This is a genomic window from Enterobacter sp. PL_is379 (assembly GCF_055817355.1).
The window spans coordinates 425,754-440,033 of the sequence record NZ_JBVPGT010000033.1 but is presented as its reverse complement, the minus strand read 5'-3'; the positions used below and the strand labels follow the sequence as shown (position 1 = coordinate 440,033).

At 56.8% G+C, this 14,280-nt stretch carries 11 protein-coding genes; 6 read left to right on the top strand and 5 right to left on the bottom strand.

The features are described from left to right. Positions 1-5 precede the first annotated feature (5 nt). Both AC0TOY_RS23355 and rlmKL read right to left on the bottom strand, forming a co-directional pair. Positions 6-1,913: an ABC transporter ATP-binding protein gene (locus tag AC0TOY_RS23355; protein WP_024907770.1), complete on the bottom strand. Its 1,908-nt coding sequence runs from the start codon at positions 1,911-1,913 to the stop codon at positions 6-8. Between the two features lie 12 nt (positions 1,914-1,925). Beyond that, entirely contained in the window at positions 1,926-4,034 is a 2,109-nt protein-coding gene (rlmKL, locus tag AC0TOY_RS23350; protein WP_148769586.1) for a bifunctional 23S rRNA (guanine(2069)-N(7))-methyltransferase RlmK/23S rRNA (guanine(2445)-N(2))-methyltransferase RlmL, read from the bottom strand. A 98-nt stretch (positions 4,035-4,132) separates the two neighbouring features. On the opposite strand from rlmKL, the gene AC0TOY_RS23345 reads away from it, so the two are divergent. Further along, entirely contained in the window at positions 4,133-5,242 is a 1,110-nt protein-coding gene (locus AC0TOY_RS23345; RefSeq protein ID WP_473722649.1) for a YcbX family protein, read from the top strand. Here the strand turns inward: AC0TOY_RS23345 and zapC are convergent. Further along, positions 5,239-5,781 carry a cell division protein ZapC gene (gene zapC / locus AC0TOY_RS23340; protein WP_024907772.1) on the bottom strand — a complete coding sequence of 181 codons (543 nt, stop codon included), beginning with the start codon at positions 5,779-5,781 and terminating at the stop codon, positions 5,239-5,241. The two genes, AC0TOY_RS23345 and zapC, sit on opposite strands and share 4 nt — an antisense overlap. Before the next feature lie 166 nt (positions 5,782-5,947). Continuing rightward, positions 5,948-6,958 (bottom strand): quinone-dependent dihydroorotate dehydrogenase, encoded by a 1,011-nt coding sequence (gene pyrD, locus AC0TOY_RS23335; RefSeq protein ID WP_024907773.1) that lies wholly within the window; start codon positions 6,956-6,958, stop codon positions 5,948-5,950. 248 nt (positions 6,959-7,206) lie between these two features. Between pyrD and ssuE the strand changes: the two genes are divergently transcribed. From ssuE to ssuB, 5 genes are read left to right on the top strand one after another with little or no spacing between them, the layout of a single operon-like run. Further along, complete coding sequence (ssuE, locus tag AC0TOY_RS23330) at positions 7,207-7,782, top strand: NADPH-dependent FMN reductase (RefSeq protein ID WP_024907774.1); 576 nt, start codon at positions 7,207-7,209, stop codon at positions 7,780-7,782. Continuing rightward, complete coding sequence (locus AC0TOY_RS23325) at positions 7,775-8,737, top strand: sulfonate ABC transporter substrate-binding protein (RefSeq protein WP_024907775.1); 963 nt, start codon at positions 7,775-7,777, stop codon at positions 8,735-8,737. Before ssuE ends, AC0TOY_RS23325 begins: the two co-directional genes overlap by 8 nt. Further along, positions 8,734-9,879, top strand: coding sequence for an FMNH2-dependent alkanesulfonate monooxygenase (gene ssuD / locus AC0TOY_RS23320; protein WP_024907776.1), 1,146 nt, complete (start codon positions 8,734-8,736; stop codon positions 9,877-9,879). The genes AC0TOY_RS23325 and ssuD overlap by 4 nt, the downstream gene beginning before the upstream one ends. A 9-nt stretch (positions 9,880-9,888) precedes the next feature. Continuing rightward, positions 9,889-10,680, top strand: a complete 792-nt coding sequence (ssuC, locus tag AC0TOY_RS23315) for an aliphatic sulfonate ABC transporter permease SsuC (RefSeq protein ID WP_023311016.1) — start codon at positions 9,889-9,891, stop codon at positions 10,678-10,680. Next, on the top strand, positions 10,677-11,447 hold the full coding sequence (gene ssuB, locus AC0TOY_RS23310) for an aliphatic sulfonates ABC transporter ATP-binding protein (protein WP_024907778.1): 771 nt from the start codon (positions 10,677-10,679) through the stop codon (positions 11,445-11,447). Before ssuC ends, ssuB begins: the two co-directional genes overlap by 4 nt. A gap of 48 nt (positions 11,448-11,495) precedes the next feature. On the opposite strand, the gene pepN is transcribed toward ssuB, so the two are convergent. Further along, positions 11,496-14,108, bottom strand: a complete 2,613-nt coding sequence (pepN, locus tag AC0TOY_RS23305) for an aminopeptidase N (protein ID WP_473722648.1) — start codon at positions 14,106-14,108, stop codon at positions 11,496-11,498. Between the last annotated feature and the right edge of the window lie 172 nt (positions 14,109-14,280).

Here is a 14,280-nt window from a genome sequence, read left to right as displayed (position 1 = left end):
CCTGTTTATGCGCCGTTTTTCAGAGACTCAAGGTACTCCCAGCGCTCAAATGCTTCTTCCAGGGCTTTTTCAGCCGCGGACATTTCTGACAGTACTTTCTGAGTATAGTCATGCGATTGAGTAAAGAATGACGCATCAGCAACCTGTTTTTGCAAATCCTCAAGCGCGGCTTCCAGCTCTTCAAGACGCTGCGGTAGCCCCTCCAGTTCGCGCTGCAGGTTATAGCTTAGTTTAGCCGAGGTTTTCTTGACAGTTTCTGCTTTTGTTACAGCAGGTTCAGAACTTATTTTGGACTTTGACTGTTTCTGCGCCAGAGACTGCAATTGCTGCCCTTTTGCATCATGATAACCGCCTACGTATTGCCCAATTCGCCCTTCACCTTCGAAGATCCAGCACTCGGTCACGGTGTTATCCACGAACTGGCGATCGTGGCTGACCAGCATCACGGTACCCTGATAGCCGTCAATCAGTTCTTCGAGCAATTCCAGCGTTTCGACATCGAGGTCGTTCGTCGGTTCATCGAGGATCAGCAGGTTGCTTGGCTTAAGGAACAGGCGAGCCAGCAGCAGACGATTTCGCTCACCGCCGGACAGCGCGCGCACCGGCGTCATGGCGCGTTTCGGATGGAACAGGAAGTCCTGCAGGTAGCCCAGCACGTGGCGCGGCTTACCGTTTACCATCACCTCCTGCTTACCTTCGGCGAGGTTGTCCATCACCGTACGGTCCGGATCCAGCTCCGCGCGGTGCTGGTCGAAGTAGGCGACCTCCAGCTTGGTCCCGCAGTGAATACGTCCGCTGTCGGCCTGCAGCTGGCCCAGCATCAGTTTCAGCAGCGTGGTTTTACCGCAGCCGTTCGGGCCGATGAGCGCAATTTTATCGCCGCGCTGCACCTGCGCGGAAAAATCGTTCACCAGCACTTTACCGTCAACCTGATAGTTGACGTTTTCCATTTCGAAGACAATCTTGCCGGAACGGGACGCCTCTTCCACCTGCATTTTGGCGCTGCCCATCACTTCACGGCGTTCACTGCGCTCGCGACGCATCGCCTTCAGGGCACGTACGCGGCCTTCGTTACGGGTACGACGGGCTTTGATGCCCTGGCGGATCCAGACCTCTTCCTGCGCCAGCTTGCGGTCGAACTCGGCATTCTGCAATTCTTCCACGCGCAGGTTTTCTTCTTTCTCCAGCAGATACGTATCGTAATCGCCGGGATAGGTCACCAGCTTGCCGCGGTCGAGGTCGACAATGCGCGTCGCCATGTTGCGAATAAACGAACGGTCATGCGAGATAAAGATGATGGTGCCGCTGAAGGTTTTCAGGAAACCTTCCAGCCAGTCAATCGCTTCGATATCCAGGTGGTTGGTCGGTTCGTCCAGCAGCAGCACCTTCGGCCCGCTGACCAGCGCGCGGCCCAGAGCCGCTTTACGCAGCCAGCCGCCGGAGAGCGCCGACAGTTCCATATCGGGTTCCAGACCGAGCTGCGCCAGTACTTCATTAATGCGGTTTTCAAGCTGCCACAGACCGTGGTGATCGAGCATCTCCTGCACTTTCGCCAGTTCGTTGAGGTTTTTGTCGCTCGGATCGGTCATCACCAGATGCGAAATCTCGTGATAGCGCTTCAGGTATTCAGCCTGCTCGGAGATCCCTTCCGCCACGAAATCGTAAACGCTGCCGGTCACGTGACGCGGTGGATCCTGCTGCAGGCGGGAGACAATCAGATCCTGCTCGTAAACAATACGCCCGTCATCCAGACCCTGTTCACGGTTGAGGATTTTCATCAGCGTGGATTTACCCGCGCCGTTACGGCCCACCAGACAGACGCGCTCGTTATCTTCGATGTGCAGTTCTGCATTGTCGAGAAGCGGTGAGTCGCTGAAAGAGAGCCACGCGCCGTGCATACTAATTAAAGACATTTATTTTTCCTTTCAGACCGCGGTAATCAACCAGCAGTTATGGATTTGACGGTTACGGGCAAAGTCCTGAGACAGCGTTTTTTGGCTGATTTCTTGTGCTTTCAGTCCCAGGGCTGCTAAGCCGTCATGATCCATACGGAAGCCGCGTTTGTTGTTCGAGAACATAATGGTGCCGCCTTTGCGCAGCAGGCGCTTCAGGTCGGTCATCAGGCGCAGGTGATCGCGTTGTACATCAAAGCTATCTTCCATACGCTTGGAGTTGGAGAAGGTCGGCGGATCGATAAAGATCAGGTCAAACTGCTCGTCGGTGTCGCGCAGCCAGCCCAGCACGTCAGCCTGCATCAGGCGATGCTGACGTCCGGTTAAGCCGTTAAGACGAAGGTTGCGCTCCGCCCATTCCAGATAGGTGCGGGACATATCCACCGTGGTGGTGCTCCGCGCCCCGCCCAGACCCGCATGCACGCTGGCGCTGCCGGTATAGGAGAACAGGTTGAGGAAATCTTTGCCTTTACTCATCTGGCCCAGCATGCGTCGGGCGATACGGTGGTCGAGGAACAGACCGGTATCCAGATAGTCGGTCAGGTTGACCCACAGGCGCGCGTTGTATTCGCTCACTTCGATAAAGTCGCCCTTCTCGCCCATCTTCTGATACTGATTTTTTCCTTTCTGACGCTCGCGGGTTTTCAGCACCAGCTTGTTCGGCGCAATGCCGAGCACGGCGATGGTGGCGGCAATGACGTCCAGCATGCGCTGACGCGCTTTTTGCGCATCAATGGTTTTCGGTGGCGCATATTCCTGAATCACCACCCAGTCCGCGTAGCGGTCAACCGCCACGTTGTATTCCGGCAGGTCGGCATCGTACAGGCGATAGCATTCAATGCCCTCCTGCTTCGCCCACTTCTCAAATTTCTTCAGGTTTTTGCGAAGGCGGTTGGCGTAATCTTCCGCCACGCCGGACGGCTTGCTGTCGGCCGCTTTCTCCGCCAGATGGTAGTTCTTCTGCACGCAGTCCAGCGGGCCGTTTTTGGCCTTAAACTGGCGATCGGCGCGCAGCTGGAGGCAGCTCAGCAGCTCCGGCGAGGCGCTAAACAGAGACAGGTTCCAGCCGCCGAAGTGGTCCTTCATATTGCGGCCCAGCAGGCTGTGCAGGGCAATCAGCGCAGGCTCGCTGTCCAGACGCTCGCCGTATGGCGGGTTGCTGATCACGGTACCGTACGGGCCTTTTGGCAACGGGTTGGTCAGGTTCGCCACGTCTTTCACTTCGAAGGTGACCAGCTCGCCGATACCAGCGCGACGGGCGTTGCTGCGCGCGCGTTCAATGACGCGCGGGTCGCTGTCCGAACCATAAAAGTGGGAGGTGTACTCTGCCAGGCCTTTGCGTGCGCGGGTTTGCGCGTCGTCTTTGACCTCTTTCCAGAGCGCTTCATCGTGCTGTGCCCAGCCTTTAAAGCCCCAGTGACCGCGATGCAGGCCCGGCGCGCGATCGGTTGCCAGCATGGCCGCCTCAATCAGCAACGTACCGGAACCACACATCGGATCGAGCAGCGGCGTGCCCGGCTGCCAGCCGGAGCGCATGACAATGGCAGCCGCCAGCGTTTCTTTAATTGGCGCCATACCGGTACGATCGCGGTAGCCGCGCAGATGCAGACCTGCACCGCTTAGATCGAGAGAGATGCTCGCCGTGTCACCGTTCAGCCAGACGTTAATACGCAGATCGGGGTTTTCACGATCGACGTTCGGACGTTCCTTATTTTTACGCGTGAAGCAGTCCACAATGGCGTCTTTTACGCGCAGGGCACCGTACTGGCTGTTGCGGATCTCGTCGTTCACGCCGTTGAAATGCACCGCAAAGGTGGCATTCGGGGTGAAGATCTCTGTCCAGTCGATCATCTGTACGCCGGTATAGAGGTCAAGGTCGCTATAAACCTTGCACTCCTTCATCGGCAGCATGATGCGCGACGCCAGGCGACTCCACATCAGGCTCTGGTAAATAAGCCGCGTGTCGCCCTCAAAATGGACACCACCCTGAACCACCTGGCACTCTTGTGCGCCCAGGCTTTCCAGTTCAGTTTTTAACAGCTCTTCCAGCCCACGGGCCGTACTGGCAAACAGAGAATTCATATCGTCACTTTTACTCTTAGAAAATTGTCGCGCATTATAGCTAATATGGCGTGTATGTCATAAAGTTGAAGGCTTATTTTCATTTGTGGGAGTGTGCAGTGGCGACGTTATCCAGGCTTTTTATTCATCCGGTGAAATCCATGCGCGGAATCGGCGTCTCTCACGCGCTGGCCGACATGAGCGGATTCGCCTTCGATCGTATTTTTATGGTCACCGAGCCTGACGGCACGTTTATTACCGCACGCCAGTTCCCGCAGATGGTTCGCTTTACCCCTTCCCCGCTTCACGACGGTTTGCACCTTACCGCGCCGGACGGTTCCAGCGCGGTGATTCGCTTTGCGGATTTTGCGCCCGTCGATGCGCCAACGGAAGTGTGGGGTAACCATTTTACCGCGCGCATCGCCCCGGATGAGATTAACCGCTGGCTGAGCGGCTTCTTTTCCCGTGACGTGCAGCTGCGCTGGGTTGGGCCTGAGCTGACGCGTCGCGTGAAGCGCCACGACGCCGTTCCCCTCTCCTTCGCCGATGGCTTCCCGTTCCTGCTGACTAACGAAGCCTCGCTGCGTGATTTACAACGCCGCTGCAAAGCCAGCGTTCAGATGGAACAGTTTCGTCCGAACCTGGTGGTGACCGGTGTTGACGCCTGGGACGAAGACACCTGGAAAGTGATCCGCATTGGCAGCGTCATCTTTGATGTCGTAAAACCCTGTAGCCGCTGCATTTTCACCACGGTGAGCCCGGAGAAAGGCCAGAAGCACCCTTCCGGCGAACCGCTGAAGACGCTGCAGTCATTCCGCACCGCGCAGGACAACGGCGATGTGGATTTCGGCCAGAACCTGATCCCGCGCTCCAGCGGTGCAATCCGCGTCGGTGATGAGGTAGAGATCCTTGCCCGAGGGCCTGCAAGAGTGTACGGCTCAGGTCAGGAAGAAGAAATGGTCGACGTTGTGACGAATGTCGCCTCTGGGGTAGATATTCACTGGCAGGGCAACGTCATCCGTGGCAACAACCAGCAGGTATTACTGGAGCAACTGGAGCAGGCAGGTATTCGCGTCCCCTATTCCTGTCGCGCAGGCATTTGCGGATGCTGCCGCATCAGGCTGGTGGATGGCGAAGTAAGTGCGTTGAAAAAATCGGCAATTGGAAATGATGGCACAATTCTGTGCTGTAGCTGCATACCGAAAACGTCCGTACAGCTGGAAGCTTAAACCGCCTGTTCGAGGCTGAAAGAATCTACGCGCAGCTGTGGCTTCAGCCTGTCGTTCATCACTTTAATGGCATCGCCAAGCTGCATCGTCCGCCCGGCAATGGTTACGCCGGGCTGGGCCAGCAGGCAGAGCGCAGCATTTTCACCAGGCTCAACCACCAGCAGGCTTACCTCTTCTGCGGTATCGCTCAGATTGACGCTCGCCGCGTCACCCGTTGCCGGGGTCCAGTTCATACCGTGCGGCAGGAAATGCCAGCTTTTCGGCATTTGCGGTTTCAGGAAGCGGATAGCCACCAGCGCATTTAATACCAGCTCGGCACGCTGCTCTTTAGAAAGCACCAGATCGCGGCATTTTTCTTCGAAAGAGAAATAAAGCGCCGCATCGTCAACGCAAAAGCCCGACGGGGAAAACGCGTCCGGGGTTAACATTCGGCGGGCGAAACGAGAGCGAAACAACATGCCATTGGCTAAATCGAGCATCATTCGATCATGCTCGTCGCAAAAATACCAGCGCCAGTTATCGTCAGGTTTAATTCGCATGTTTCTCTCCCGTCCCCGAAACGTCCTGTACTAAAAATGTCCTGATCGCCGCTTCGTTTATAACACCATTAATAAAAGACTATAATGTCTAAATAAGCAACAGTGACGGAATATAAAACAACCAGGGCTGGAAATAAAGCCCTGGTTGTCTGATTAAGAGAAAAGATTAGATATGAGTAACGATTTCTTTAATCAGCGGTGGTCCTTTAAAAATAAAGCCGGAATAGATTTGCACCAGTGACGCACCCGCCGCCATCTTCTCGCGCGCAGCAATCACGGAGTCGATGCCACCGACGCCAATAATCGGCAGGCGTCCTTTTAATTCCGCAGACAGGGCGCGAATAATCTCGGTGCTTTTTAATTGTACCGGACGTCCGCTTAACCCACCCGCTTCGTCACAGTTTTTCATTCCCTGCACGAGGGAGCGATCGAGGGTGGTATTGGTTGCAATCACACCATCAATATTATGGCGAACTAAACTGTCGGCAACCTGGATCAATTCTTCGACAGAAAGATCCGGGGCGATCTTAACCGCGACCGGAACATATTTATGGTGGACCGTCTGGAGTTCATTTTGCTTATTTTTAATGGCGCTCAGAAGATCGTCCAGCGCTTCGCCATATTGTAAGGAGCGCAACCCCGGAGTATTGGGTGAAGAAATATTCACCGCAATATAACCGGCATAGGCGTAGACTTTTTCCATACAAATCAGATAGTCATCTTTACCCTGCTCGACCGGTGTGTCTTTATTTTTGCCGATATTGATGCCCAGAATTCCGTCAAAGTGGGCTTTTTTAACGTTCTCAACAAGGTGATCAACGCCAAGGTTATTAAAGCCCATGCGGTTGATCAGCCCTTCGGCTTCAACCAGGCGGAACAGGCGCGGCTTGTCATTTCCCGGCTGCGGGCGCGGCGTGACGGTCCCGATTTCAATAGAGCCAAAGCCCATCGCGCCCAGGGCATCAATACACTCGCCATTTTTGTCCAGACCAGCCGCCAGACCCAGCGGGTTTTTAAAGGTCAGACCCATGCACTGCACAGGTTTTACCGGGACATTCTGACGCACCAGCGCGGCCAGCGGCGTTCCGGTAATACGACGTAATTGCTGCATTGTAAATTCATGAGCGCGCTCAGGGTCGAGCTGGAAAAGAGCTTTACGAACGAAGGGGTAGTACATGAACTCTCCTGGATTCCCGGTGTGCAAACCGGGAGGGGATTATGGGCGATCCACGCGCGAAAGGGAATTGACCTGCGGCAAAAAATCAGCGTAAAACGCAATCGTTTACCTCCCTGTCTATTTCTTATGCACTTTTTCGCATTTTAATTGCAGATAAATCATTTAGTGGAATAACCGCGCGGTGTCACACTCCTGAAAATTGTTATGAATGTTAGATAAAAGCAAACAATTAGTTATAAGGAGGAAGTATGCGCGTCATTACCCTGGCCGGAAGTCCACGATTCCCTTCGCGCTCCAGCGCCCTGCTGGAATATGCCCGCGAAAAACTCAATGCCCTGGATGTGGAAGTGTGCCACTGGAACCTGCATAACTTCGAACCTGAAGATCTGCTTTATGCCCGTTTCGACAGCCCTGCGCTTAAAACGCTCATCGAGCAGCTTAACGGCGCTGACGGCCTAATTGTGGCAACGCCCATTTATAAAGCCTCTTTTTCCGGGGCGCTGAAAACCCTGCTCGATCTGCTTCCGGAACGTGCCCTGGACGGCAAAGTCGTACTGCCGCTGGCAACGGGCGGTACGGTTGCCCATCTACTGGCCGTGGATTATGCCCTGAAGCCGGTGCTGAACGCGCTGAAAGCGCAGGAGATCCTCCACGGCGTTTTCGCCGATGACTCCCAGGTTATCGATTATCAACATAAACCTCATTTTACGCCGAACCTGCAAACCCGCCTCGATACTGCCCTGGAAACCTTCTGGCATGCTCTGCACCGCAGGGATATCCAGGCGCCGGCGTTTGGTCAGGCTCAAGGAGTCGCACATGTTTAAAACATTAACCCGTATCGGCCTGGCAGGTCTGATGGCGCTTTCCTCGCTGGCCCATGCCGCAGAAACGGCTCCGGAAAGTTTACGCATTGGCTATCAGAAAGGCAGCGTCAGCATGGTGCTGGCGAAAAGCCACCAGCTTCTGGAAAAACGCTTCCCGGACACCAAATTCTCCTGGGTGGAGTTCCCGGCTGGCCCGCAGATGCTGGAGGCCCTGAACGTCGGCAGTATCGATCTCGGCAGTACGGGTGATATTCCGCCGATATTCGCCCAGGCGGCGGGAGCGGATCTCGTCTATGTTGGCGTTGAGCCGCCCAAGCCGAAGGCCGAGGTGATCCTGGTGCCTGAAAACAGCGATATCAAAAGCGTCGCCGATCTTAAAGGGCATAAGGTCGCATTCCAGAAGGGTTCCAGCTCACACAACCTGCTGCTGCGTGCCCTGCAAGAAGCCGGACTCAAGTTCACTGACATTCAACCTGTTTACCTGACGCCTGCCGACGCGCGCGCCGCGTTCCAGCAGAAGAACGTTGATGCCTGGGCCATCTGGGATCCGTACTACTCCGCCGCATTGCTGCAGGGCGGCGTTCGCGTGCTGAAAGACGGCACCACGCTGAAGCAGACCGGTTCGTTCTATCTGGCCGCGCGTCCTTATGCGGAAAAGAACGGCGCATTTATTCAGGGCGTACTGGATACCTTTACCCAGGCCGATGCGCTGACCCAGACCCAGCGCCAGGAGAGCATTACCCTGCTGGCGAAAACCATGGGCTTACCTGAACCGGTGATCGCGAGCTATCTCAACCACCGTCCACCGACCACCATCACGCCCGTGGACGCCCACGTCGCCGCGCTTCAGCAACAAACGGCTGACCTTTTCTATCAAAACCACCTGGTGCCGAAACAGGTCACTATTCGCGAACGCATCTGGCAGCCCGCAGGCAAAGAAGGAGCTAAATCATGAGTCTGAATCTTTTCTGGTTTTTACCCACCCACGGTGATGGACACTATCTTGGTACAGAAGAGGGTTCGCGCCCGGTTGACCACGGCTACCTGCAGCAGATTGCTCAGGCAGCAGACCGAATCGGTTTCACCGGGGTGCTGATCCCGACCGGACGTTCATGTGAAGATGCCTGGCTCGTGGCCGCGTCGATGATCCCGGTCACCCAGCGTCTGAAGTTCCTGGTTGCGTTACGCCCGAGCGTCGTCTCCCCCACCGTGGCGGCGCGTCAGGCGGCAACGCTGGACAGACTGTCCAACGGCCGCGCCCTGTTTAACCTGGTGACGGGCAGCGATCCGCAGGAGCTGGCGGGCGATGGGGTATTTCTCGACCATACCGAGCGCTATGAAGCCTCCGCCGAGTTCACCCGCGTCTGGCGACGTCTGCTGGAAGGTGAAACCGTTACCTTTGAAGGCAAGCATATCCACGTTCGTGACGCGAAACTCTACTTCCCGCCGGTGCAGCAGCCGCGCCCGCCGCTCTATTTTGGCGGATCGTCGGATGTGGCTCAGGATCTGGCGGCAGAGCAGGTCGATCTCTATCTGACCTGGGGCGAACCGCCTGCGCTGGTGAAAGAAAAAATTGCCCAGGTCCGCGCTAAGGCGGCCGCCCATGGCCGCAAGGTGCGCTTCGGCATTCGCCTGCATGTGATTGTTCGCGAAACCAATGAAGAAGCCTGGCAGGCGGCGGACCGCCTGATTTCGCATCTGGATGATGAAACGATCGCCAGAGCCCAGGCCGCATTTGCCAAAACCGACTCCGTCGGGCAGCACCGAATGGCGTCCCTGCACAACGGCAAGCGCGAGAACCTGGAGATCAGCCCGAACCTGTGGGCAGGCGTCGGTCTGGTGCGCGGCGGTGCGGGTACGGCGCTGGTTGGCGACGGCCCCACCGTGGCCGCGCGAATTAATGAATACGCCGAGCTGGGCATCGACAGCTTTATTCTCTCCGGCTATCCGCATCTGGAAGAGGCGTACAAGGTGGGCGAGCTGTTATTCCCGCATCTGGATGTCGCCATTCCGGAAATTCCACAGCCGCAGCGGCTTCAGCTTCAGGGTGAAGCCGTGGCGAACGAGTTTATTCCACGCAAAGCCGCGCAGAGCTAAGGAGTGACCATGTCTGCCACCTCACAAAAATGGCTGCTGCGCGCCGCGCCGTGGTTTTTACCCGTCGGCATTGTGGCACTCTGGCAGCTCGCGTCGTCCACCGGCTGGCTGTCGAGCCGCATTCTGCCCTCCCCGGAGGGCGTCGTAGAAGCGTTCTGGTCGCTGAGCGTGAGCGGCGAGCTGTGGCAGCATCTGGCGATCAGCTCCTGGCGCGCCGTGATTGGGTTTTCCATCGGCGGCAGTATCGGTCTGGTTCTGGGCCTGATCAGTGGCCTTTCCCGCTGGGGCGAGCGGCTGCTGGATACCTCAATTCAGATGCTGCGCAACGTGCCGCATCTGGCGCTGATCCCGCTGGTTATCCTGTGGTTTGGGATTGATGAGAGCGCCAAGATCTTCCTCGTGGCGCTGGGCACATTGTTCCCGATCTACATCAACACCTGGCACGGGATCCGCAATATCGATCGCGGTCTGGTGGAGATGGCGCGCAGCTACGGCTTATCGGGTTTTTCTCTCTTTATACACGTGATCCTGCCGGGCGCCCTGCCCTCCATTATGGTCGGGGTGCGTTTCGCGCTCGGCCTGATGTGGCTGACGCTGATTGTAGCAGAGACTATCTCGGCCAACTCTGGCATTGGCTATCTGGCGATGAACGCCCGCGAATTCCTGCAAACGGACGTGGTGGTGGTTGCCATCATTCTGTATGCCCTGCTCGGCAAACTCGCCGACGTTAGCGCCCAGTGGCTGGAGCGCAGCTGGCTGCGCTGGAACCCGGCCTACACCCTTCAGGAGGCGAAAGCATGAATACTGCACGACTGAACCAGGGAACACCGTTACTGCTGAACGGCGTGACCAAACGCTACGGCGAAAACACCATTCTTAACGGGCTGGATCTGCATATTCCCGCCGGACAATTTGTGGCCGTTGTCGGGCGCAGCGGCGGCGGCAAGAGTACCCTGCTAAGGCTGCTGGCCGGACTGGAAGCCCCTAACGGCGGCGACATTCTGGCAGGAACAACGCCGCTTTCGAATATTCAGGACGATACCCGCATGATGTTTCAGGACGCGCGGCTGCTGCCGTGGAAAACGGTTATCGACAATGTCGGGCTCGGTCTTAAGGGCAGCTGGCGGGATGAAGCCCGCCAGGCGCTGGCCGCCGTTGGGCTGGAAAATCGAGCCGATGAATGGCCTGCCGCCCTCTCGGGTGGGCAGAAGCAGCGCGTGGCGCTGGCGCGGGCGTTGATTCACCGTCCTGGCCTGCTGTTGCTTGATGAACCGCTCGGCGCGCTCGACGCCCTGACGCGGATTGAAATGCAGGATTTGATTGGATCCCTCTGGCAGGCACACGGTTTTACGGTACTGCTGGTGACGCATGACGTGAGCGAAGCCGTCGCGATGGCGGACCGGGTGCTGTTAATAGAGGACGGGAAAATAGGTCTGGATCTGACGGTGGATCTTCCGCGGCCTCGTCGCGTGGGCTCAGCAAGACTGGCGGAGCTCGAAGCTGAGGTATTAGATCGAGTGATGAAGCGCGGGAGCATAGAGTTACAGCGAGCTAAGGCTAATGCCTGATGCCCTCACCCGGCCCTCTCCCACGGGGAGAGGGAGGGTTAACTTATTTTACGCTAACGCTTTGGCGATCTTCTCGTACAAATCACCAGACAGATTTTCCAGCCCTTTCAGCTGCTCAAGCGCGGCACGCATCTTCGCCTGACGCTTCGCATCGTAACGCTTCAGACGGATCAGCGGCTCAATCAGACGCGACGCCACCTGCGGGTTACGGCTGTTCAGCTCGGTCAGCATTTCCACCATGAACTGATAACCGCTACCGTCTTCGGCGTGGAACGCCGCCGGGTTGCTGCTGGCAAACGCGCCAATCAGCGAACGCACGCGGTTTGGGTTGCTCAGGGTGAAAGAACGATGCTTCAGCAGGCTGCGTACGTTGCTGAGTGCATCGGCCGCCGGGCTGGTCGCCTGCAGGATGAACCACTTGTCCATCACCAGGCCATCCTGATGCCACTTGTCGTCGTACTCCTGCATCAGCGCATCGCGGCACGGCAGTTCGGCGGCAACGCTTGCGCCCAGCGCGGCCAGGGCGTCGGTCATGTTATCCGCCTCGTGATACTGCTTGCTCACCAGGGTGTTCGCCAGCTCGGTTTCACCAAACGCCAGATAGCGCAGGCAGGTGTTGCGCAGAGAACGTTTACCAATGTCCGCGTGCTCAACGCGATAAGCGTCAAGCTTGTTGGCGTTATAAATGGCGAGGAACTCGTCCGCCAGTTCAGCAGCCAGCGTACGGGTCAGCGCTTCACGCACCGCCACGATCGCGATCGGATCGATAATCTCGAACAACTCGGCGATTTCAGTCGCTGACGGCAGGGTCAGAATTTCAGCGGCCAATGCAGGGTCAATCTTCTCATCCAGCAGGATCGCGCGGAACGCGTCAGCTACGTGAACAGGCAGCGACAGCGGCTGGCCCTGCTGATGGCGGTTTACGTTGAGCTTGATGTAGGTCGCCAGCAGACTTTGCGCCGCATCCCAGCGGGAGAAATCGTTACGCGCGTGACGCATCAGGAACGTCAGCTGCTGATCGCTCCACTTGTACTCCAGCTTCACCGGCGCGGAGAATTCACACAGCAGCGCAGGCACCGGCTGGAAGTAGACGTTATCGAAGATAAAGGTCTGCTCGGCCTGGGTCACGTTCAGCACGTGGTGTACCGGGTGTCCGCCCTTCTGCAGCGGGATGACTTTGCCTTCGTTATCGTACAGCTCAATGCTGAACGGAATATGCAGCGGGTATTTCTCTTCCTGCTCTGCCGTCGGCGGCGTGCGCTGGCTGATGGTCAGCGTGTACTGCTCGGTTTCCGGATTGTAGTCGTCTTTGACGGTAACAATCGGCGTACCGGCCTGGCTGTACCAGCGGCGGAAGTGAGAGAGATCGACATTAGAGGCATCTTCCATTGCCTGCACAAAATCGTCGCAGGTGGCCGCGCTGCCGTCATGACGCTCAAAGTACAGCTGCATCCCTTTCTGGAAGTTCTCTTCCCCCAGCAGGGTGTGGATCATGCGGATAATTTCGGCGCCCTTCTCGTACACCGTCAGGGTGTAGAAGTTGTTCATCTCGATGACTTTATCCGGACGGATCGGGTGCGCCATTGGGCTGGCATCTTCCGCAAACTGCAGGCCGCGCATGGTACGCACGTTGTTGATGCGGTTTACCGCGCGTGAACCCAGATCGGAGCTGAACTCCTGGTCACGGAAGACGGTCAGGCCCTCTTTCAGGCTGAGCTGGAACCAGTCGCGGCAGGTGACGCGGTTGCCGGTCCAGTTGTGAAAATATTCGTGGCCGATGACGCGTTCGATATCGAGGTAGTCTTTGTCCGTTGCGGTATCGGTACGCGCCAGAACGTATTTGGAGTTAAAGACGTTCAGGCCTTTATTCTCCATTGCGCCCATGTTGAAGAAATCGACGGCGACGATCATATAGATGTCGAGGTCATATTCGAGGCCGAAGCGCTCCTCGTCCCACTTCATGGAGTTGATGAGGGAAGTCATCGCCCACGGCGCGCGGTCAAGGTTGCCGCGGTCAACAAACAGCTCCAGCGCCACTTCGCGGCCTGAGCGCGTTTTGAAGGTGTCACGCAGCACGTCGAAGTCCCCCGCCACCAGCGCAAACAGGTAGCACGGTTTCGGGAAGGGATCCTGCCACTGTACCCAGTGACGGCCATTCTCCAGCTCGCCTTCACCTACGCGGTTACCGTTGGAGAGCAGGAAGGGATAAAGGGTTTTATCGGCGATGATTTTGGTGGTGAAGCGCGCCAGGACGTCCGGACGGTCGAGATACCACGTAATGTGGCGGAACCCTTCCGCTTCACACTGGGTACACAGCGCCACGCCTGACTGATAAAGCCCTTCCAGCGCGGTGTTGGCAGCCGGGCTGATTTCATTCACGATGCGCAGCGTAAACTGTTCCGGCAGGTTGTCGATGACCAGCTGGTTGTTTTCTTCTTTATAGTCTGACCAGGCTTCATCATTAATCTGCAGGGAGACCAGCGTCAGGTCTTCGCCATCCAGACGCAGCGGCACCGCAGTTGCGCTGTGGCGCGTCACCTGACTCACCGCCGTGACAACGGTTTTAGTGGCATCCAGGTCAAAAGTCAGATCGATTTCGCTAATCAGATAATCCGGCGCACGGTAGTCGTGGCGGTATTTGGCTTGTGGCTGTTGTGTCATAGAAAACCTTATGCATCGTTTGTCGAGTAACGTTTCAATATATTCCTGTTGCGCAAAACGCGCTATGCAGAATGTTCATCTTTTCAGGGTCAAAACCTTTTTTTGCTACATTTGTATAACACGGGGCACAAAATGCCCTCGACCATAAAACGCGCTTATGTTGTGATCGGGG